Raw genomic sequence first — 23,754 nt, forward strand, 5'->3', positions numbered from 1 at the left:
TAACCGCAATGCCGAGAGCGTTCATTTTTGACTAAATATCATCAAAAACGGGCCATATCATCAAAATTTGAATATCTGCATTTAATAACGATCTGATTTTCAACAACATGATCATTGGGCTGCTTTTTGATATAGAACAGGAAACACTAAATCCTATTCTATGAAAAACAAGGTTTACTTCCTGGAAGGCCCTTACTGGACAAAGGGGTTGTTGCCAACTTGCCTGCTCCTTATGACGGGACTCTGCGCTCCCACCATTTCCAGAGCAGCCGGCGCGAATCACGCCACGTATACCCGTGCAGGTTCCGGCGTGACGGACATCGATGCGGTCGACAAAGTAACAGGCAAAGTGACAGACGCTTCAAACAGCGGGGCACTCGCAGGCGTGAATGTACTCGTCAAGGGGACTTCAAAAGGCACCATCACGGATGCCTCAGGTAACTATTCCATTGACGTGGACAATGGCAACGATGTATTGATCTTCTCGTTTTTGGGTTTTGTGAGCCGGGAGGTAAAGCTCGGAAATCAGACTACCATTGATGTCTCTTTAAATGCAGATCCAAGGCAGCTGAATGAAGTTGTCGTCACTGCATTGGGTATCAAAAAAGAGAAAAAAGCGGTAGGGTATGCCGTGCAGGAAGTGAAGGGTGCCACCATGGTAAAGGCCCGCGAACCGAATGCGATCAGCTCTCTTACAGGTAAGGTGGCAGGTCTGACAATCGCTCAAAGTCCCGACCTGTTCTCCAATCCCAAAGTTACATTGAGGGGACGCACCGGCGTTTTGTATGTGGTCGACGGCGTGCCCGTCAATACGGATTCCTGGAATCTCAGCCCGGATGACATTGAGACCTATTCTGTCCTGAAAGGTGCGAGCGCGGCCGCATTGTACGGAAACAGGGGACAGAACGGAGCGATCATTATCACAACTAAAAAAGGCGCTTCCGCAAAGAAAGGATTTACAGTCGACTTCAATTCCAGTACGCAGTTACAGACTGGTTTCAACGCCATCCCCAAGTACCAGAGCGAGTACGGCCCGGGAAGCAACTTTCAATATTCCTTTGTGGACGGCCGTGGGGGCGGTATCAATGACAATGATTACAACATCTGGGGGCCGCGTTTCGAAGGCCAGCCGATTACCCAGTACAATAGCGAGAGGGACCCGCAAACTGGCAAGTTAATCCCTATACCCTGGCTGGCGAGGGGTAAAGACAACCTTACGAACTTTTTGAGAAACGGGCTTTTGAGCACCAATAACATTGCCATTTCCAATAAAAGTGATTTCGGGGATTTTCGCCTGTCGCTTTCGCAGCTGTTTCAGCGCGGCCAGGTCCCTAATACCAAACTGGGCGGAACGACCGTCAACATTGCAGGTGGTATCAACGCGGGTAAAAAGCTTCGTTTCGATGCGAGCATCAATTATAACCGCCAGTATTCCCCCAACTACCCTACCCTCGACTACGGCCCCGCGAGCCCTATTTACATTTTTACGGTCTGGGGAGGCGTGGATTATGACGTAAACGATATGCGCAACTATTGGCAGCCGGGCAAAGAGAACCAGCAGCAGTACAACCGCGAATACACCATTTACGATAATCCGTGGATGACCGCCTATGAAGCTTTGAAAACCTATTACAAAACCGACACTTACGGTTTTGCACAAGCAAACTACAAGGCTACGGATGACCTCACTTTCAATGTGCGCACAAGTCTGAGTGCATGGAACAGAAACCGGAGCACCAGGGCACCGATATCTTCAAACCTGTATAATTTTGGTTTTCCCAACCAGGCAGGAGGATACTCAGAAACATACGATACCTTTTTTGAAAACAATACGGAAGCTTCCGTAAAGTATGAAAAACGGTTTGGTCAGCGTTTTGGCCTTAACGCCTCGCTCTACGGAAACCTGCGTTCCGTGAAGGTTACCTCATTGAACGGGGTTACAACAAAAGGTTTGATCGTTCCCGGCGTTTATGCGTTGTCCAATTCGGTTCAGCCCGCAACATCTGTAAACGATTATGCAAAACGTCAGGTAGGAAGCGTGTACGGTTTTGTGGACATGGACTACAAAGATTTCCTATTCCTGAACGTAACGGGGCGTGTGGACAAATCAAGCACGATGCCCATCAAAAACAACACATACTTTTATCCATCGGCTTCTTTGAGCGCTGTCCTCTCCGAGGTGATTTCCTTTCCCGAGAAAATTTCTTTCGTGAAGATAAGAGGATCTTATGCCAACGTTGCCAGCGACTTTGTAGATGAAGAAAAGCAATATGAAATTTACAGCCTGCTTCCTACCTACTCCAATTCCGGGCGCTGGAACAACTCTTATACCGGCGTAAGCTACACGGGAACACTTTACAGCAACAACCTGGAAGCGGCCAGGGTAAAAACTTTTGAACTGGGCATGGAAGTACGCCTTTTTCAAAACAGGCTGGCTTTTGACGCGACGGTCTTCCGGAACGTGGAAGGGCCTGGCATTGTAAGCGTTCCCACATCAATAACGTCGGGCGTATCCGGTATACAGCAGAATGGATTTACCTATATCAGAAAAGGCGCTGAACTAACCGTTGAAGGGACAGCGGTCAAACTGGACAATTTCTCCTGGAACATAGCCGCTAACTGGTCCACGAACCATAAATGGCTTGATAAGATTGACGGAACACAAACCCGCAATGGGAACATCAAGCTGGGCGACCGTGCGGACAGTTACTTTATCAAGGATTTTCAGCGCGACGAGCAGGGAAATATGATCGTGGGAACCAACGGTATGCCTGCCTACAATCCATACAACACTAAAATCGGATATTACGACAACAAATTCACAGCCGGTATCAACAACACCTTCAAATACAAATCCCTGGTGTTCAGTTTTCAGGTCGATGGCCGTTTTGGCGGGAAAGTCAACAACTATATGTATACCAAACAGTTCGGCAGCGGAAGCGCGCCTGAATCTGCCAGCGAATACCGTCTGAAAGACTGGAACAACAGGAACGTTGAAGGTTACAAAGGCAGCGTGATGACCGATGGCCAGCGGATTGTGAAAGGGCAGCTGAACACCGACCAGGACGGTAACGTAATTTCCGACACGCGGGAATTCGCAACAAACGATGTGCCGGTTCTATGGCAGGCCTGGGCAACCAATTATTACCAGTCGGCTTATGTGGGCGCAAAAAACCGGACTTACGTGAAGCTGAGAGAGGTGGTGATCAGCTATAATTTACCCTCGGCACTTTTGGCCAAAACACGTTTCTTTTCCGCTGCAAGTATTTCCCTGGTTGGCAGAAACCTGCTCTACTTCACCGGAAAATATACCCGGAACATCGATCTGGATCAATTTACAGAGACCACGACGAGTTTCCAGACTCCATCTGTTAAAAGTTTCGGTGCCAACCTCAACCTGACATTTTAATCAAAAGCGCAATGAAAAATCTTAAATATATAATCTTTTCGCTCGCGGTCTGCCTGGCATCCTGCGAGGATATCGCTGACCTTCAAAAAGACCCGGGAGCCATTACCAGGCCGTCGGCAGATTTGATATTTGCAGGCATTCTGCTGACCAGCTATGATTCCCCGTGGAGTCTGGACCAACGCCACAACCAGTTTATGACCCAGAATGAAGCATACTATGAAGGCCAGCCTTACGGGTGGACGACCGGTACTTACGAAAACATCTACACCGCACTGAGAAACGTGAACCAGATGGAAATCGAAGCCGAAAAAATGGGTGATCTGGGCGCGCAGTACAAAACGATGGCCAAATTCTTTAAGGCCTATTTTTACAGCCGCGCAACTGAAATGTTCGGAGATATACCCATGACGGAAGCGATGAAAGGTGTAAGCGATCAGAATTTCAAGCCGAAATACGACAGCCAGAAAGACATTTACATTCAGGTTCTGAAATGGCTGGACGAAGCCAACGCCGAACTTCCCGCATTGATTGAAAAGCGCGTAACCATTCCCAATGATTTTATCTACAACGGTGATCTTTCCAAATGGCAGAAACTGGTCAATTCTTACAGATTGAGAACATTGATCAGCCTGAGCAAAAGGGCCGACGATACGCCTGAGCTTAATGTGAAGCAGCAGTTTGCAACCATCCTGTCCGATCCGGCCAAGTATCCGCTGATCCTTACCAACGCGGATAATTTCCAGGTCATTTACAACACCTTCAACACCTATCCACTGTGGCCAAGTAACGGTGTTGTGGTTAAAAATGACAAAAGGAACACATTAGCCGCTACCTACGTGAATATTGCGAAAAGTACCAAAGACCCCCGCCTGATGGTGGTTGCGCTTCCCGCCGAAGCCCTTGCCAAAAATACGGACGTATTCGCCAGGTACGGCGGCGGAAAAACCGGCGATCTGCAGTCTACCCTGCTTGATCAGTCCAGTGCTGGCCTTTTGTCGATGATTAATTTTGATTTTTGGGAAACATCAGCTGCCGGTGTACCCGCGATCCAGCTGGGCGCTCCTGAGGTGAACTTTGTAATTGCCGAAGCCATCAACCGTGGATGGGTGCCAGGTAACGCAGCAGATTTCTATCAAAAAGGTATCGAGGAATCGATGAAGTTTTACAACATTGGCGCTGCGGCCGTGACCAGCTTTATAGCGGCAAATCCATATCCTGCATCCGCTGCCCAGGGACTTAACAAAATCCTCGAACAAAAGTATATGTCCTTTTTCGAGAACTCTGGCAAGCAGGCTTTTTACGACAACAGGAGAACGGGCGTACCAGCATTTGATATCGGCCAGTCCAATGCCAATAACAACCAGATCCCGGTGCGCTGGGCGTACCCCACATCGGAATACACCACCAATGAAGTCAACCTGAAAGCTGCGATTCAGGCGCAATTTAGCGGCGCGGACACGCAGAATGACACAATGTGGCTGATCAGATAAGAACATTCATAATTCCTAAACCCTTTACAGAATACTTGATGAGAACTAAACTCCTGATCCTTTCCTTGCTGGTGTGCACCCTTGCAGGCTATGCCCAGCAAACCAAAAACATCGTGCTGATTTCCATTGACGGGTACCGCTGGCAAGAAATCTTCCGAGGCGCGGATTCAACATTATTATTCGACAAAAAGTACCGCAAACAGGATTCTGCTGCTCTTTTCAAGAAGTACTGGGCCGCGTCCGCCCATGACCGGAGACAGAAGCTGATGCCCTTTTTCTGGAACACCATAGCCGGCCAGGGGCGGCTTTATGGCAACAGGGACCTTGGAAACAACGTCAACGTGAAAAACAAATACTGGTTTTCCTATCCCGGACGCAGCGAGACGCTTTGCGGTTACTATGATGAAAAAATCAATAGCAACAGTTACCCGAACAACCCTAATGAGAATGTACTGGAGTTTTTCGACAAACAAAAAGGCTTCAAAGGAAAGGTAGTCACATTTGCTTCCTGGGACGCAGTGTACAGGATCGTAAACCGCGAGCGGAACGGAATGCTGGTAAACATTCCGGGCGAAACTATAAAAGGCGCAAACCTGTCCGAGGCGCAGATCCTTTCAAACGAATTGCAGAAGTTCATTCCGGATTATTTTGGTGATGGTATCCGCTTTGATGCACATACCTATGCGCTGACCAAATCCTATGTCATCGCGAACCATCCCAGGGTTGTCCATATCGATTTCGCTGATCCGGATAATTTCGGGCATTCAGGGGAATACGATTCTTTCCTGGATGCGGCACATTACCTGGACGCTATGATCAAAAGCCTGTGGGAAACGATGCAAAAAGATTCGTTTTACAAGGATAAAACAACATTCATGATCTATCCCGATCATGGCCGCGGCACCGGTAAGCACTGGACAGGCCACGGCACTTCAGCACCTGGCTCCAATGAAACTTTTCTGGCTCTGATAGGCCCGGATACACCGGCAGGCGGGGAAATGAAAAACAAAGTCCAGATCTACCAGGACCAGTTTGCACAAACTGCGGCACGGATGATGGGATTTACGTTTACGGCAAATCATCCTGTGGGGGAAGGGGTGAATTTTGAATGAGTGAATTTTGAATGATTGAATGATTGAATGATTGAATGAGTGAATGAGTGAATGAGTGAATGAGTGAATGAGTGAATGAGTGAATGAGTGAATGAGTGAATGAGTGAATGAGTGAATGAGTGAATGAGTGAATGAGTGAATGAGTGAATGATTGAATGAATTTTGAATGTCAGGGTGAGTGGAGTCGAACCGAAGGACTGGGCCGGCGAACTATAAATGACTCCATGAGCCAATGACTTAATAAGAGATCTGGCTGCTGTATACCGGGGAATTAACTTTTAAATAATATTAAATGGTTTCTAAATATGATCTGATTGTTGTAGGGGCGGGGGCGTTGGGGACGTTTCATGCTTTTCATGCAGCGGCGGCCGGGAAGAGAGTGCTGCTTTTGGAAAAAGACCAGCGTCCTGTCAATGCAACTGTCCGCAATTTCGGTATGGTAATCGCCTCCGGTATGTCGGGGAAATGGTTCGATTACGGGGTGTATGGTACGGAGCTTTACAAATCGATCCAGCAGCGTTTCGACGTCTCGGTCCGCAATAACGGCTCGGTATACATTGCCTCGGACGACGATGAGCAGCAACTGCTCCATGAATTGAAAGCTACTTACGACACGAAGGGCTATAAAGCAGAGCTGCTTTCACAAACGCAGCTGCTGGCAAAATATCCGGCAATGAAGGCATCCTATTGCCGGGAAGCATTGTACTTCCCCCAGGAAGTAAGCGTCGAACCTAACCTGTTCATCCATAAGGTTCATGAGTACATGCTTTCTTCATTTACAAACTTTGAAATGAAAAGAGCGACTGTTGTGACGGATTGCAGCGTTTCGGGCAGTGACGTCGCAGTGACGATGGCCGGCGGCGAACGACTGCTCGCTGAACGGGCAGTTATTGCATCCGGGCACGAGTTCAGGCTGCTTTTTCCTGCATTGTTTAAAGAGCAAAAACTATCGGTCAGCAAGTTGCAGATGCTTCGCACAAAGCCGCTTCCCAAACTGGCAATGGCCGGCAACATCGGTACCGGCCTGAGTATCCGCCGGTATGAGGCCTTTACTGAATGCCCTGGATTTGCCAATATGAAGACACCCGACCATTTGCTGGAACTGGAAAGTTACGGCATCCATATTCTCCTCAAACAGGCGATCGACGGCACGGTCATCATCGGCGATTCACATGAATATGCAAAAATCGGGGAAGAGGAAAACCTCGGATACCAGCTGAACCAGCACATTAATGATCTGATGTTAAAGGAAGCAAGCCGGATTGCCGATTTCGACATGACAAACCTCAGTGAATCCTGGGCCGGATATTACGGTTTGCATGACCAAGAAGAAATCTTTGAACACGCAATAGAAGACAAGATTTTCATCACCGTGGGAATTGGCGGAAAGGGTATGACATGTTCGGCAGGTTATGCGCAGGAAAACATCAGCAAGATCTTTAACCAATAAAGCCACAGTCATGCAGGACAGAAGAAGTTTTATTCAAAATATCGGTGTGGCAGTGGGTACTGCGTTGCTGGCCAAAAATGTTTACGCCATTCCGCCGAGCCAGTCGGCTGAAAAGAAAATACTGCGGTTCGGGTTCATTACCGACCTACACCATTTGCAGTTTGGAAAACCGGAGGACATCCGAATGAAAGGCTTTATGGACGCGGTGATGCAGGAGAACCCTGACTTCATCGTACAGTGCGGCGACTTTTGCAGGCCCACCCAAACAGCCGGGATAGCAGGTATCATGGAGGAATGGAACCGTTTCAAAGGGCCAAAATACCATGTCCTGGGCAACCACGATATGGACTTTTGTGACAAGGAGACGATCATGAAAATGTGGGGTATGCAGCAGCGCTACTACTCTTTCGACCGGGAGGGATTTCACTTTGTGGTGATGGACCGCAACTTCCTGAAAAAGGACGACTTAACGCTCGTGGATTACAATGCATCCAACTGGGGGCCTCTACCCGCTCCGAAACGAAGCTTTACCGACCAGCCACAATTGGACTGGCTGAAAGAAGATCTGAAAAAAGCGCAGCATCCGGTCATTGTATTTATGCATCAGCCGGTATTCCTGAGTGATTTTTTTGACGAACTCGGCAATGCCAGTGACATCCTGAAAATCTTCGACGAGGCGAATTTTAACGCGGACAAAAACAATACGAATAACAAAGTAGCCGCGGTTTTCATGGGACATGACCATGACGACAGGCATGGCGAGCGAAATGGCGTCCATTATTTTATCATCAACAGTGCCTCCTATGTTTATACCAACAGCGGGGCGCATTATTACAAAGACCCGCTGTTTGCTTTCATCACCCTTGATCCGGAAGGCAAGCTGATCATAGAAGGCCGGAGCACTACTTACAGCAAGGAAACGCCCGACGAAGTGCGTGCCAGATTTCCGACCAGAATCAGTGATCACAGCGTCAGCCTATGATTTTCACCTCAAAACTCCACTTTTCATGAAGATACTGATCAGGAAATGGCTGGCACGTTCCCAGGTGTTTTTTATCCTCTGGTGTGTTGCGGCCGCCTTCGGGACGTACTTTTGTATGTATGCCTTCCGCAAACCATTCACGGCCGGAACCTATGGTGACTTTGCGCTCTGGGGCTTTCATTACAAGACAGTCCTGATTGTAGCGCAGGTGATTGGCTATATGTGTTCCAAATGGGTCGGTATCAAAGTCATTTCAGAACTCAAACCAGCATTCAGGCAAACGCTCATTGTCGGGTTGATCGTTTTCGCCGAAATGTCACTTCTGTTTTTCGGGCTTGTGCCGGCACCTTACAATTTCATTTTCCTGTTTTTCAACGGGCTTCCGCTGGGAATGGTCTGGGGGGTTATTTTCAGCTACCTGGAAGGCCGGAAGTTCACGGAGGCATTGGGCATGGGACTGAGTATCAGCCTGATTGTTTCGTCCGGTTTTCTCAAAACTGTTTATTTCCAGATACAATATTTTTTTCCGGGGTTGACCGAATTCTGGCTTCCTACAATAATCGGCTTGCTGTTTTTACCTGCTTTCCTGTTTTTTTCCTGGATGCTCCAGCTTATTCCGCCACCCACCGAGTCAGACAAAATACTGCGGTCGGAAAGACTTCCTATGACAGGTGATGATAAACGTCTGGTGATGAAAAACTTTGGTCTGGGCGTAATGGGATTTGTCCTCATTTACATCCTGCTGGCCACGATGCGTGATTTCAGGGATAACTTTTCGGTGGAGATCTGGAATGAGATCCAGCCCGGATGGGACAGAAACGTGTTCTCCAAAACAGAAGCTATCAGTGGTTTGATCGTGCTGTTTTCTGTGGGCTGCCTGTCTGCGATCCGAAGCAATTCAAAAGGATTTCTGGCTATTCAGGGGCTGATTGCATTTGGTATACTGATTTGCGGAATCAGCACACTGGCCTTCAGTTACAAATGGATCGGGCCGTTCAGCTGGATGGTTATGCTGGGTACCGGTATGTTCCTGGCATACACCCCGATACAGGTCGCATTGTTCGAACGGATGATCGCCCTTTTCAAGATAAAGGCAAATGCCGGCTTTTTTGTTTACATCTGCGATGCCTGCGGCTATCTCGGCAGCGTCATACTGCTGTTCTATAAGGAATTTTTCATGAAAGACCTTAACTGGTCTGCCGCATTAACGCAGTTTTGTTATGTTCTTACTATCGTTGCATTGCTTGCACTGGGTTTTAGCCACCTGTTTTTTTCAAAAAAAACAGCTCGGGATTTTCAGAAAAAGGGAGCATTGCCAGACGATGAAATAATCAAAGCGGCCAGGCCGGATTCCTATGTGGTACGGTGACCGAATTCTTGAAACCAAAATGGACGATATCGTTTTTAAATAAATAACATTCAAACTAAATAAATGACACAATGATTAAAATGGTCGTTTTCGACATGGCGGGAACCACGGTCGACGAAAATAATGTGGTATACAAAACACTCATGCGCGCGGTTAATGAAAAGGGACTTTCCGTAACGCTGGACGAAGTACTGGCAGAGGGTGCAGGAAAGGAAAAGCTTCAGGCCATCAGAAGCATATTGAGCTTAAAGCAGATTGAAGACGAAAAACTGGCCGCGGAGATTTTTGAGCGGTTCCTCATACTGCTCGATGACGCATACAGCACGCAGGATATTTTGGAGCAACCCAATGCCACCAGTGTGTTCCATGCACTGAGAGAGCTCAACATTGCCGTTGTGCTCAACACAGGCTACAACCGTCAGACTGCGGAAGCACTGGTAAAAAAGATAGGCTGGGAACCGGGAGTCCATTTCGACTGCCTGATCACGGCTTCGGACGTTGAACTTAACAGGCCCAATCCTGACATGATTTTACTCGCAATGAGCCAGTTGGGTATCACGGATGCAAGCGAAGTTGCAAAAGTAGGCGACTCCGCGATCGATATTGAAGAAGGACAGAATGCAGGTTGCGGTTTGAGTATCGGCATCACCACCGGGGCACACACGCCCGACCAGCTTCGTCAGGCCAGTCCGGATTATATTATAGGCAACCTCATCGAATTGTTGTCGATTTTTGAAGAAGCCGATAAAGCTGTTGCAGAATGAACCGACGGCCGAGTCCCCACACTAGGCAAACTTACTTACTACCTGTAAATTACTCACTATCAACAATAAAATGCGTATCAACCAAAGCCGGAGGATTTTTTCTTTTGGCTTTTTTTGTTTTTTCTATGATACAAAGTGCCTGACACCTAGTAGCATTTCATGGGATTTCTCTTATAAATTAGTATACTCGATCCGTAAAACGGCTACTTCGCTCAGATATGGACTACCAGACATTTAAGCCCCACTCCGACTTAGCGTCGCTAATAAAATGTTACTGGACATTAGAGGTTCCGGCAGAAGCAAACGCTCAGAAGCAGCGGATTCTTCCGGACGGCTGCATTGAAATGATATTTATTCTCGGAGACGATGTGAAACGGTACACAACAGCGGATCAATACATTCTGCAACCCCGTGCTATGATTCTCGGCCAGATCAGCAAGCCATATTTTATTGAGCCCACCGGTTATGTCAATTCTTTCGCTGTCCGTTTCTATCCGTACGGTTTTGCCAACTTTACTGCCATCCCCATTAAAAATTTCACGGATAAGGAAACCAGCATATTGGCGCTGTTTGGCGAAAAAATTTCAAACGAGCTCGAACAACATATAGTCAATGCCGAAAACACGGAACAACGCATTGAAGAAATAGAGAAGTTTCTTTTTGACAAGATCACAGAAGAAAGCGTGGTCGATGGAATCGTAAAATCGACTATTGAAGCCATGCTGTCGACAAAAGGAAGCGCCTCAATTCATCAGATCCTGAAAGACAATCCTTCAAAGAGGAGGCAGCTGGAAAGGAATTTTTCCAAACAGGTAGGACTAAGCCCAAAGCAACTGGGCAAGGCGATACGCTTACAGGCTGTTTTGAAAATGATGGCCGACAAAAAAACCGAAAGCCTGGCAGACGTGGCCTACGAAAGCCAGTATTTTGATCAATCCCATTTTACAAATGATTTTAAGGAGCTGGCAGGTATCAGCCCCAAGGATTTTTATCAGGACGGCGGACTGGCCCTTTCGTCAATTTTATACTCCCGGGAGTGACGTGTCGCATTTTTCCAATTTTTTAATCATTAAAAACGGCACATTGCAGCCACAATTAAACAATGATCAAAATGGAAAACCTTATTTCAATGTTTGAGATACCCGCATCCGATTTCCAGCGGGCAGTAACGTTTTACAAAGCAATACTCAATACCGAAATCGAGGAACTCGATTGGCAGGGGACTAAAATGGGGCTCTTCCCGGCTGATGGAACAAACGTTTCCGGATCGATCATCGAGGCGGCAGGTTACAGACCTTCATCGGACGGCGTGATCATATATCTTAACGGAGGCGATAATTTACAGGTAATTCTGGACAAGGTGGAAGCCAATAACGGCAAGGTGATTGTTGCCAAAACTGAAATCAGTCCGGAAATGGGTTTTTATGCCACGTTCGCGGATACAGAGGGGAATAAACTGGGCCTCCACTCGATGCAGTAGCGATATCCCGATTTATACGCAAGGTTACCGGTAACTTAGTTGTTGCCGTCGCCTCCTTTTTTATCATCATTGCTGATCCTTTTTTTCTGACGCTGGTTGGTCGTCATTTGACCGAATTCGTATTTCAGGTTAATGCGCCACCCTCTGCGGTACATGGCTACATCCTGCGTCTGCACAAAATTGGGACCGACAAAATCATTGCGCCATCTGATCCGGCGGTTGAAGGGATTGTCATAGCCCACGCCAATGGTGCATTTCTTTTTAAGGATCTCTTTTTGCAGCACCATGTTGTAGAAGCCAAAGCTCCCATTTTTTCCCTGCAGATTAACCCTGGGGGAGTTGTAGAAGCCAAAAAGCTGCGCTTTAATGCCTTTTCCAAAATCAATGGTCGAGTTGAGATTGATGCGGTACATCCAGTCTTTATTGCTGGTTGCGAGCTCCTTGCTTTCCAGTACATTGTAAAATACATTCAATGAACCATTCACAGTCCATTGTTTGGTCAGTTTCGTATTGGCGCTCAGGTTGACCCCATAGGCTGAATTCTCCGCCACATTTTGAAAGATCTGTTTCAGTACACCGCTGCTGTCCACGGTATTGATGCTTTCGATGGCATTGTTGGTCTGGCGCAGGAAGAAGGAAGCATTGAGACTCGTCTGCCGGATGGATATGCTGTAATTCGCCTCCACGGAATGCGTCAGTTCGGGTTTCAGATAAGGGTTTCCGCCATACAGGTTTTTGGAATCAGCCTGATTTACATAAGGATTTAGATAATAAAACTGGGGGCGCTGAATGCGTTGAGAATAGCTGAATCGTACCTGCTGATCTTTCTTCAGGCTGCGTGACAAACTAAGGCTCGGAATCAGGTTTCCGTAGTTGTTTGCAAAAGACGCTGTCCCGTTCAGGAAATGGGCCTGGATGAAGGTGTGCTCATAGCGTAACCCAAGATTGACGCCCCAGCGTTTTTTGGGCGTACGGCTATATACGACATAACCAGAGGTAACCTGCTGGGCATAATCGAAAATATTGGCAAGCTCGGGCATGTCTGTGAAATCTGTCGATCCTTCTAATGCGCTGGATATGCGGTAGTCGCTCAATATTTGCCTGAAGATGGTTTTGGAGCCCATTTCGAGCGTGCTGATGCTGTCGAGCGGATTGGTGAAATCGAGTTGAACTGTTCCCTCTTTATTGTTGCTGATGTTGTAGCTTTTCTCGCGGTAGTAAACATTGTTGCCGCGGTTCAGCAGATCCGACCAATAGTTACTATCCTCTTCTTCAAATGAATACATCATCAAAAGATTAATTTCCTTTTTCGGCTTTTTAAACAAACGGGTATAATCCAGGTTGATGGTCGCACCAGACCAGTCGTAGGTTCTGCTCATGTCCCTGCGGAAGTATTGCCCGGCATTGTCGTTGCTGCTCTCCTCAAAAACGATATCAAATCCATTGGTGTTGGCGCCATCATAATAATTCACTCCCGCTCCGATGCGGTTGAGTGAATCCACGTCCCAATCCAGGTTCAGCGTACCATAGAAATTCTGGCCATCGCCCCTCACCCACTGCGTCTGGTTCTGGTCAGTGACCGTGTCAGCATTTGTAAAAGAGCGTAGCAATTGCATATAACGCTTGTTCCTCCAGTTGCTGAAACCGCCGTTGGCAGAGATACCCAGGCCTTTCATCCGGTGGTTGATACTTGCATTCGGCCAGTTGTTCCATTGTCCGAAGTTAGGGCTGACCGATCCGCTGGTACCCCTCATGGTATTCCGTTTGGTAATGATATTGATGATCCCGGCGGTGCCTTCCGCGTCGTATTTTGCAGATGGTGAAGTAATTACCTCCACTTGCTTGATGATATCGGCCGGGATTTGTTTTAAGGCGTCGGACACGCTGCGGGCTACAATGCTCGATGGTTTATTATCGATCAGCACCTTGATATTCGAACTGCCGCGAAGCTGTACATTACCTTCAATGTCCACTGCCACCGAGGGTATTTTTTTGAGCACGTCGGTCGCATCCCCGCCTTTGATACTGATATCCTTTTCTGCATTGTAAACCATCCGGTCCGATTTTTCCTCAAACAATGCCTTCTGCTCACTGACCGTCACCTCATTCAGGTTTTGAACCGCCGGCACAAGCTTAATGATACCTACTTCGATATCCTCGTTTGTGGCCGATATCTTTCCTACCGTTTTGGTCGCATAGCTCATCAGTGAAACCTGAATGGCGTATTGCCCGGGAGGAACTTTGGTGAACACAAACCTGCCTTTGGAATCCGAGTTCGCACCCTCCATGATCTTTCCGTCTTTCAGGAGGGCCACAGCTGCAAATTCGACGGGTTTGACGGTTGCTGAGTCCATCAGCAAACCCGAGATTTTAATGTGCTGTGCCGACACCAGGCAGAAACTCGCAGCGAACGCAACCAGGGAGAGTAGTAATATTTTCATAACATGGCGAAATAGATGATGGTCAGACGGGCATCAACCTTTGGGTTCCGGCTGACCGGAATATCGCAATGACACCTTTTGATCCGGAATGTTGCACGCCGGCAGGGAAAAATCATTCCACGCGCCATCCTGACAAATGTGCGAAACTGTTCTGTCCGGCTGAAAAAAAGTAGACGAACCGGGCAAAAAGTAGATCAACAGAGGTGCTGCATGCTTATCTGTTTGAAAATGCCTGCTGATATCCCGCAGGCGTCTTTCCGGTGATTTGTTTGAATTGCTTGTAAAAACAGGTGAAGTTGTGAAATCCGCTGTCATAGCAAATCTGCTTGATCCCCATGTTATTATTAATGAGCATTTTACATGCGTACCCCACCCTGATCTCGGTCACAAATTGTGAGAACTGCTTGCCAGTGCGGGACTTGAAATACCTGCAGAAAGAATTGGGCGACAGCCCGGCTATGGAAGCCACCGTTTCGAGTTTGATCTTTTCCCTGAAGTGGTTGAGCGTATACTTATATATTGCGTTGATCCTTTCATTTTCCTGCTCCGGATTGTCGTACCGGAAGCCGAGGGAAGCCAGTACACTTTTATCGCTTACGTTACTTGCGGCAACCAGCGACTCTATCAGCAGCATAATCCGGTAAGGCCCTTCGGCATGATACAGCTGTTCCATAAGGTCTATCACTTTCACCGCGATTTCCCCTTTCAGCGCCAGGCCGCGTTTTGCTTTCTCGAGTACGTTTTTTATGACAGCGTTTTCTGCAAGCATTAAAAAACGCTCTCCCCAAAAATTCTCCGTAAAGTGGATCACAGTTGAAAATGGCGAGTTAATGTCTCCCTGATCAGATCGTTCTTCTACGTCAAAATGCCAGAAATGAGGTAAGCTGGCACCGACAAGAACCACATCCCCGGCATTAAATCTCCGGACATCGTCCCCTACGAACTGGGTACCGCTGCCTTTATGAAAACAGATCAACTCCACCTCGCTATGACAGTGCCAGCGGCTGTTGATGTTCGGAATGAGCTCTCTTCTTATACTGAACGACCTGTTGGGTGTGGTAGCAACCTGGAGAATTTGAGGCTTCATAACTTAGTCTGGTATTACCGATATTTGAGTTGGTCCCGGAGCATCATTTCCAGGTGATAAAAAGGTATAGTCTTAATGAAGGATTAAAAAAACACAAAAAAAAATATAGAATATATAAAATGGTAAAATAACTTAATAACTGGATAATGTTTGCCCCCCGGACCTTCGCTGCATATATTTTCTTTGTAATGTTCATTGGATCAAACCAGACCTTAAACATCCCTATGAAGACAAACTTTTACATTGGTTCAAATACCGGATGGCAATATCAAACGACCTTTTTTTTGATTATACAGTCGGAAGACCCCGGTATAACGACCTAATGTAAAACCCAACTTGGCGGCTTCCGGAGAAGCTTCATCCCGGACTTTCAGTTTTTACCATTCAACCGAATGTGACAGACGAAGAGTGCAACCTGCAGTTTTATGAAAAATAATAAGCTAAATATTCCTGTAAAAGAACGAAGCCGACCCTCTCTAATTCCAAGTATTAATTGACTTCTGTTCAAACCTTCAAGGTGCATTTCATGCTGGCGGCTGTTGGTGACGGCTGTTCATTGAGATCAATATGCCTGTTTAAACCATCAAAAATTACCCTTTAAACCAATCAATTACCTACTATGAAACACAATTTACCCAGACGGACCAGGGCTAATTCCCCGGGTCACCCACTGCTGATGCAGTTGCTTTTTTTCTTCGCTGTTTGCCTGGGATCCGGGCCAGTATTTGCCCAGCAGGTACAAAAAGTAACCGGTACCGTTATTGATTCAACCGGCACAACATTGCCCGGTGTGAACATCATCGTGGAAGGCTCGGGGAACCGGGGCACTTCTACCGACGCTGACGGGAAATTCGAACTAAATGTCAATCCAAATGCAACACTGGTCGTCAGCTTCATCGGTTACCAGACCCAGCGCGTAACGATCTCCGGTAAAAGCGTTCTGAATATCCGTCTGGCCCCTATGGCCGCGAACCTGAACGAAGTCGTGGTAGTCGGTTACCAGTCTCAGGAGCGACGAAAACTGCTCAGCTCGGTAGCCACTGTTTCCGGTGCCGACATCAACAAGCGCGTGGGTACCAATCCCCTGACGCTCATGCAGGGCAAACTGCCGGGATTACAGGTCGTACAAGGGTCTGGTGAGCCGGGTAACGAAGGGATACAGATGCGGGTGCGGGGTATTACTACTTTCAGCTCGGTCGGTAACGATCCGCTCGTGATCGTGAACGGCTTGCCTGGGAACCTTACTGCGCTCAACCCCAATGATATCGAATCCATTTCCGTACTGAAAGATGCTGCTTCCGCGGCCATCTACGGGTCCAGAGGATCAAACGGCGTCATTGTTGTCAAAACCAAAAAAGGCAAGGCAGGCTTTGCACTCCAGTACAATTTCAATATCGGGATTTCAACAACCGCCAAACTGCCTGAAACGATCAGCAACTCAGCGGAATTCATGGAGCTGTCCAATGAAGCGCGGAGGAATTCATCACTTCAGCCACTGTACACACAAGACCAGATCGATCTCTACCGCAATGCGACTGACCGTGTCAAATACCCCAATCACAACTGGCTTGATGATGTATTTGTTACCGCATACACCAAAAACCATTTCCTGAACCTGAGCGGGGGAACAGAAAGCACTACTTATAATGTTGGTTTCGGAATCACGGATCAGCCGGGAACGGTCATCGGTTTTGATTACCAAAAGTACACAGTGAGCATTGGCCTCTCTTCCCGTTTGAATAAAAGGGTGACATTTGGGACAGACCTCCAGATGCGTTACGGTAACAGAAACGCGCCAAGGTCGGGCGGAGGGGATATTTTCCTGTCCACGCTGGCACAGTCGCCCCTCTACCCTGCGCAGGCGCCGGACGGCAGGTGGATCGCATCCGCTTATCCCAACGAACAGCGGAACAAAAATCCTGTGGCCATCGCAAAAAATGATGTCCGGATCAGGACACTGGATTATTATGCGCAGGGAAACATATCGCTCGACGTTGACATCATCGACGGTCTCCGGTGGGAAAACCGCGGTGGGGCTACCTATTTTTCTCTGAAAAACAATGATTTCAGGCCTCGTATACCTATGTATTTTTACAACGACATGAGCCCTGCCGGAAACCTGGACGTAGGCGCCCCCGGTCTGAGCGTGCGCAGGGAGGACAATATCTACGGGTCGCTTTACAGCCAGCTCAATTTCAGCAGGAAATTCGGCCAGCATAATTTGTCGGTACTCGCAGGTGCGCAGCAGGAATACAATACATACAGTGAGCTGAACGCCGGCAGAAACGCATTTCCTTCCAACGACCTGCGGGAACTGAATGCCGGCCCGGCGGATGGCCAAAGCAATAACGGTGCTGCGTCGGAATGGGCGCTCCGGTCTTTTTATGGCAGCTTAAATTACGATTTTAAGGACAAATACCTGATTGGCGGAAGTATCCGGTACGATGGTACTTCCAGGCTGCCTTCCAATACACGCTGGGGAACATTCTATTCGGTTTCGGCAGCATGGCGGCTCACAGAAGAAGCATTCTTAAAAGATGTTTCCTGGCTGAATGATGCGAAGGTCCGTGCATCGCTGGGAGAAGTCGGGAACCAGAACATTGTTACGGATGCCAACAGGGCAGCTTTAACACCCTACCCCTACCAGCCTGTGCTGTCGCTCCGCAACTATGCTTTCTCGGGTTCCGTAGCTACAGGTTATTCCGCGTCCACGCTGGTAGACCCGGCGCTGAGATGGGAAAGTACCCGGGTATTCGACGTCGGAATAGATGTTACGGCATTTAACAACAAGCTTAATATCACTGCCGACTGGTACAACAAGTACACTTTTGACATTCTTCGCACACCGCTCATCCCGATCTGGCTGGGACTCAACGCCCCGGTCATCAATAACGGCGCTTTGCGGAACAAGGGTGTAGAGCTCAATATCGAATACAAAAACAGGATCGGCAATGATTTTTCATACAGTATCGGCGGAAATATCCAGACCTACCGGAATAAAATCGAGAGCTATGGAGTCAAAGAGATAGGCAGCAACACGATCCGGGAGGAAGGAAGGCCTCTGGACCAGTTTTACATGTATGTGTGGGACGGTATATTCCAGAGTCAGTCGGAAATCGACAATTCTCCGGTGCAGCCTGTGAAACCGACTCCGGGCGACCTGAAAATCAAGGATGTGAATAACGATGGTAAAATCGACCCGAACGACCGGACGTATGTGGACGGACGCTATCCCTCTATGCAGTACTCGTTTAACATCGGAGCCAATTGGAAAGGTTTTGACCTGAGCCTTCAGATGTACGGTTCGCAGGGCCAGAAAATCTATGTGAACGGATGGGGTGCCGAACCGTTCAGACAGGGATCGGTCCCTACTACGGACTGGAGAAACCGGTGGACGCCTGAAAATCCGAGCACAACAATGCCTAAAATTTACGTAGCCGATAGTTATGCGCCGGTTCAGAACTATGCCTCTACCTATTTTCTCAAGGATGCTTCTTTTCTGAGGCTGCGTGGCGTTCAGTTGGGATACACCGTGCCGATTAAAATAATCAGCAAGATAGGCGCGAAATCGCTGCGGGTATATGCCGTGGGGGACAACCTTTTCATGTTCAGCAAATACCCCGGGCTTGACCCTGAACGCGTAAGCGTGAGCGGAACTTATGTGACTTATCCTCAGATCAAAACGGTCACATTTGGCGCCTCCATCCAATTCTAAACCCCATTTCAAAAAGTATTGACATGAAAAAATATAGCAAAAACATATTATTCCTGCTGTTGTTTTGCCTTACGGCAGGCTCCTGTAAAAATAATCTGCTTGACGTCAACCCACTGGAAAGCAGGTCGACGACCACTTTCTGGAAGACAGAAGCCGATGCCGAATATGCATTAACCGGACTTTATAACTTCCTGTATGCACCCGGCGGAGGTTATTCCAACTCGCAGTTCCAGATATATGCATGGGACAATTTCAGCGATAACACGTACAGCCCCGATAACTATGGCGGCGGACAGTCGGCGCTGGCCTCCGGGATAACACCTCAGTCGGGCGAATTTGTAAGAAATTACTATGACAACAGCTACCGTGCAGTAGCTGCGATCAACACTTTTCTAGCAAACGTAGACAAAGTCTTGACCGGCGATAAGCTCGAAAAATACAAGGCAGAAGCATATTTCCTGCGTGCATTCCATTATTCGTGGCTGGCGCAGCTTTACGGCAACGTGGTCATCACGGAGGAAGATCCGTTCAGCATTGATTTCAAAACAAAAAAAACAAAGTCGTCGCGTGACGAAGTGGTGAACTTCGTACTGGCCGATCTGGACAAGGCCATTGCAGGTCTGCCCGATGATCTGTATGGCAACGGCCATGCTGTAAAAGGCTCTGCCCAGGCCTGGAAAGTAAGAATGCTGCTTTTCCAGAAGAAATATCCGGAGACTGCCGCGCTCGCAAAACAGATCATCGACGGGAAAGTGTATTCTCTTTTTGACAACTATCTCGGGAATTTCTACAAGCCTGCACAAAATTCCAGCAAAGAGATCATGTTTTCGGTGAAGTACCAGCTGCCGAACATTTCCCACCAGGACAACGGACTGGCAGTTCCCCTGTTCCGCTGGAAAGAAGCCCAGGGCACACAGGACCTTATTGACTCCTACGAAACCGCCACGGGAAAGGCCATAAACGAAGCCGGGAGCGGGTATGATCCTAAAAATCCGTTTACGAACAGAGATCCGAGGATGCGCATGACATTTTTCTTCCCGGGTGATACAAAAGAATCGTCGGGCTGGCCTTTTACCGGTGACCTTTCGGTGGCCACACCCGGAAAAGGCGGCTGGACCAACGGTTACTATGCAGCAAAAAAATGGCTCGACCCCACACTTGTCAATCCTGATTATGGCGTTTTGGGAGACAACGATTTTGTGCTGATCCGTTATGCAGATGTGTTGCTGATGCACGCCGAGGCCGAAAACGAAGTAAACGGACCATTGAACGCCTACGCTTCGGTGAATGCGGTGAGGGCAAGAGTGGGAATGCCTGCTTTGCCCACCGGACTGACGAAAGACCTTTTCCGCGAGCGCATCAAGCAGGAACGCAGGTCCGAATTTGCGCTCGAAGGGATCCGCTATTTTGATTTGAGAAGATGGGGAATGGCTACGCAGAAACTGAATGGGTTCGTACAGAATCCGCTGGCGCCGACAGTCAGGACGAAGTATGAAGACAAATACCAGTTCTGGCCGTTACCTCAGACAGAGATAGACCGCAACAGCCCGGAGCTGAAACAAAACGACGGTTATTAGCCCATTAAAAATCCTAAACACGCAAACCCGCGCCCGAAGGTAATATTACCCGGTCGCGGGTTTTCACACAGCTGAAAAACCCTTTGCAACAGGAAGTCCTTTCAAATAATAACTACAAACCATGAGCAGATTATCTCCATCAAAGCTATGCAAAATGCCTTTTTCGATAGGTATTGTTGTTTTTCTCCTTTTTTACAATTCCAATTCAGCCCATGCCCAGCAAAACCTGAAACTTTGGTACAAACAGCCTGCCCGAAACTGGAGTGAGGCCCTGCCGGTGGGAAACGGGCGGATCGGTGCGATGGTCTTTGGGGGCGTGAATGAAGAACTGATCCAGTTGAACGAGGAAACATTATGGTCGGGCGGGCCGGCCAATAAGAACCCGAATCCTGATGCATACAAATACCTTCCGCAAGTCCGGAAAGCTTTGGAAAACGAAGATTACAAACTGGCGGAAGAACTCACCAAAAAAATACAGGGCCTTTTCACTGAATCCTACGAACCGCTGGGAGATCTGATGATCAGGCAGGAACTGGCAGGCAAACCGTCCGCCTACCGCCGGGAGCTGGACATTTCCAATGCGGTATCCACTACCACGTTCACCTCGGAAGGCACGGAATACAGCCGGGAAGTATTTATTTCCGCACCAGACCAGGTCATGGTCGTGAAGCTGAAAGCCGGTAAAAAAGGTGCACTGAATTTTACAGCTTCTACTTCCAGCCCTTTGGTATATAACAATGTCGCGATCGCAAATGACCAGCTTGCCATGAAGGGACAGGCACCCTCACACACGGATCCGAACTATCTGCAGACCATGGAAATTCCGGTCGTTTACAACGATCCTTCGCAATGCAAAGGCATGCGTTTCGAACTGCGGCTGAAAGTGAAGGAGTCGGACGGTGAGGTTACCACCGACAGCGCCGGGGTACATGTACGCAATGCCAGTGAGGTCGTACTTTTGCTTTCGGCGGCAACGAGCTTCAATGGATTTGACAAATGCCCTGATAAAGACGGAAAAAATGAAACAGCACTGGCAGAACAATACCTGCAGCCGGCCCTTGCCAAAAGTTTCGATGTTTTAAAAACAGCTCATGTTAAAGATTACCAGCACTTTTTCAACCGCACCAGCCTGGTTTTAAACGGGAACCCGGTACCGGACAAGGCTATGGATGAGCGCCTGAAGGACTATACCGAAGGTGCCAGAGACCCGGGATTGGAAATGCTGTATTTCCAGTTTGGGCGCTACCTGCTTATTTCAAGTTCGCGCCCCGGCGGCATCCCGGCCAATTTGCAGGGAATCTGGAACAGCCACGTCAGGCCGCCCTGGAGCAGCAATTTCACGACCAACATCAACACCCAGATGAACTATTGGATGGTGGAGACGGCGAATTTATCTGAACTCCACACCCCGCTGCTGGACATGATCGGCCAGCTGGAAAAAACAGGGACCGAGACCGCGAAGAACTATTACCGCGCCAAAGGCTGGACACTGCATCACAACACGGATATTTGGGCGACAACCAACCCCGTGAGCGGTAGCCCCTCCTGGGCCAACTGGCCTATGGGCGGTGCCTGGCTTTGCCAGCATCTTTGGGAGCATTACCAGTTTACCGGCGACCAGGAATTTTTATCCAAAACGGCATATCCGCTGATGAAATCTGCCGCTATCTTTTGTCTCGACTGGCTGATCGAAGATCAAAACGGCAAGCTGGTAACTTCACCCTCCACCACGCCTGAGAATATTTTCATTGATGCAAAAGGCTATAAAGGATCCGTGTCGGTTGCAACAACCATGGATATGGCTATCATCTGGGACCTTTTTACAAATCTCATAGAAGCTTCCGAAAAGACAGGCCAGGATGCCGACTTCCGGAAATTGCTGATCGAGAAACGCAGCAAGCTGTTCCCGATGCAGATCGGCAAAAAAGGGAATCTGCAGGAATGGTATAAGGATTGGGAAGAGGCAGAACCAGAGCATCGCCACATTTCACATTTGTTCGGATTATTCCCGGGCAGGCAGATATCCCCGCTTTACACGCCTGCCTACGCTCAGGCTGCCCGCCGGACAATGGAATTGCGCGGGGACGGAGGTACGGGATGGAGCAAAGGCTGGAAAATAAACACCTGGGCGCGGCTTCTGGACGGCAACCATGCCTACAAGCTGATTCGTGAGCAATTGAAACTGACCGGTGTGGAAGGAACGAACTATGCCAAAGGTGGGGGTACGTATCCTAATTTACTCGATGCCCACCCTCCTTTTCAGATCGACGGCAACTTTGGCGGCACTTCCGGTATGACTGAAATGCTGCTGCAGAGCCATGACGGTTTTTTGAACATTCTTGCGGCAATTCCTGACGATTGGACCACCGGAGAGGTAAAGGGGCTGCGGGCCAGGGGCGGATTTGAGGTAGATATTACCTGGAACAAAGGACAAGTCTCTAAACTGGCGGTCCGGTCCAAACTGGGTGGTAACTGCCGTATCGCGGTTCCGAATGCACTTAAACTTGAAAAAAAGAGTCTGAAACCAGCCACCGGCGACAATACCAATCCATTTTACAAATCGTTTCGCGCGTCAACAGACCCTACGAAAGGCACCGGCAAGCCGACCTTCGATTTCATGACCGAAGCAGGAAAAGAGTACGTCCTGATCGGGAAATGATACGTTCTGTAGCTACTTCTAACCTGGGTGAAGCCTCCATCCAGGTTAGAATACAAATGACTGTTCATACGCAAAAAACCAGCCCGGATTCCATTATTTTGTTTTTTATGCAAACGTTTGCATTGATTTATCCTATTTTATTTAATTTAGTGCAAAAATAGCTCATTTGCCCTGTATGAGCAATTTGAGGGCTATTTGTGTACCGACAAGCCGGTCTGA

14 protein-coding genes are annotated in these 23,754 nt (G+C 48.2%); 12 read left to right on the forward strand and 2 right to left on the reverse strand.

The features are described 5' to 3' along the window. Positions 1-160 precede the first annotated feature (160 nt). The 9 genes from FBF61_RS09455 (at position 161) to FBF61_RS09495 (ending at position 12,056) form a co-directional block, all read left to right on the forward strand. A complete protein-coding gene (locus FBF61_RS09455) occupies positions 161-3,409 on the forward strand; it encodes a SusC/RagA family TonB-linked outer membrane protein (protein ID WP_229214977.1) in 3,249 nt (1,082 codons plus the stop codon). A gap of 11 nt (positions 3,410-3,420) precedes the next feature. Next, the gene (locus FBF61_RS09460; RefSeq protein ID WP_138476949.1) at positions 3,421-4,899 is read left to right on the forward strand and encodes a SusD/RagB family nutrient-binding outer membrane lipoprotein; all 1,479 of its coding nucleotides are present in this window, start codon (positions 3,421-3,423) and stop codon (positions 4,897-4,899) included. Between the two features lie 38 nt (positions 4,900-4,937). Further along, positions 4,938-6,011, forward strand: coding sequence for an alkaline phosphatase family protein (locus FBF61_RS09465; protein ID WP_138476950.1), 1,074 nt, complete (start codon positions 4,938-4,940; stop codon positions 6,009-6,011). 292 nt (positions 6,012-6,303) lie between these two features. Continuing rightward, complete coding sequence (locus FBF61_RS09470) at positions 6,304-7,461, forward strand: TIGR03364 family FAD-dependent oxidoreductase (protein WP_138476951.1); 1,158 nt, start codon at positions 6,304-6,306, stop codon at positions 7,459-7,461. Positions 7,462-7,471: 10 nt separating this feature from the next. Beyond that, positions 7,472-8,443 carry a metallophosphoesterase family protein gene (locus tag FBF61_RS09475; RefSeq protein ID WP_166444480.1) on the forward strand — a complete coding sequence of 324 codons (972 nt, stop codon included), beginning with the start codon at positions 7,472-7,474 and terminating at the stop codon, positions 8,441-8,443. Positions 8,444-8,468: 25 nt separating this feature from the next. Next, positions 8,469-9,812: a DUF5690 family protein gene (locus FBF61_RS09480; protein WP_138476953.1), complete on the forward strand. Its 1,344-nt coding sequence runs from the start codon at positions 8,469-8,471 to the stop codon at positions 9,810-9,812. A 71-nt stretch (positions 9,813-9,883) separates the two neighbouring features. Beyond that, positions 9,884-10,576, forward strand: a complete 693-nt coding sequence (locus FBF61_RS09485) for a phosphonatase-like hydrolase (protein WP_166444481.1) — start codon at positions 9,884-9,886, stop codon at positions 10,574-10,576. Positions 10,577-10,794: 218 nt separating this feature from the next. Beyond that, positions 10,795-11,616, forward strand: coding sequence for an AraC family transcriptional regulator (locus FBF61_RS09490; protein WP_138476954.1), 822 nt, complete (start codon positions 10,795-10,797; stop codon positions 11,614-11,616). Between the two features lie 71 nt (positions 11,617-11,687). Continuing rightward, positions 11,688-12,056 (forward strand): VOC family protein, encoded by a 369-nt coding sequence (locus FBF61_RS09495; protein WP_138476955.1) that lies wholly within the window; start codon positions 11,688-11,690, stop codon positions 12,054-12,056. Between the two features lie 35 nt (positions 12,057-12,091). Here the strand turns inward: FBF61_RS09495 and FBF61_RS09500 are convergent, their stop codons facing one another. Further along, a complete protein-coding gene (locus FBF61_RS09500; protein ID WP_138476956.1) occupies positions 12,092-14,497 on the reverse strand; it encodes a TonB-dependent receptor in 2,406 nt (801 codons plus the stop codon). 214 nt (positions 14,498-14,711) lie between these two features. After that, on the reverse strand, positions 14,712-15,584 hold the full coding sequence (locus FBF61_RS09505) for an AraC family transcriptional regulator (protein ID WP_138476957.1): 873 nt from the start codon (positions 15,582-15,584) through the stop codon (positions 14,712-14,714). 619 nt (positions 15,585-16,203) lie between these two features. On the opposite strand from FBF61_RS09505, the gene FBF61_RS09510 reads away from it, so the two are divergent. The 3 genes from FBF61_RS09510 (at position 16,204) to FBF61_RS09520 (ending at position 23,535) form a co-directional block, all read left to right on the forward strand. Beyond that, positions 16,204-19,299 (forward strand): SusC/RagA family TonB-linked outer membrane protein, encoded by a 3,096-nt coding sequence (locus tag FBF61_RS09510; RefSeq protein ID WP_138476958.1) that lies wholly within the window; start codon positions 16,204-16,206, stop codon positions 19,297-19,299. A gap of 23 nt (positions 19,300-19,322) precedes the next feature. Then, the gene (locus FBF61_RS09515; RefSeq protein ID WP_138476959.1) at positions 19,323-20,876 is read left to right on the forward strand and encodes a RagB/SusD family nutrient uptake outer membrane protein; all 1,554 of its coding nucleotides are present in this window, start codon (positions 19,323-19,325) and stop codon (positions 20,874-20,876) included. 121 nt (positions 20,877-20,997) lie between these two features. Further along, entirely contained in the window at positions 20,998-23,535 is a 2,538-nt protein-coding gene (locus FBF61_RS09520) for a glycoside hydrolase family 95 protein (RefSeq protein WP_229214978.1), read from the forward strand. Positions 23,536-23,754 lie beyond the last annotated feature (219 nt).

The sequence above is a fragment of the Dyadobacter bucti genome, assembly GCF_005869225.1.
GTDB lineage: Bacteria > Bacteroidota > Bacteroidia > Cytophagales > Spirosomataceae > Dyadobacter > Dyadobacter bucti.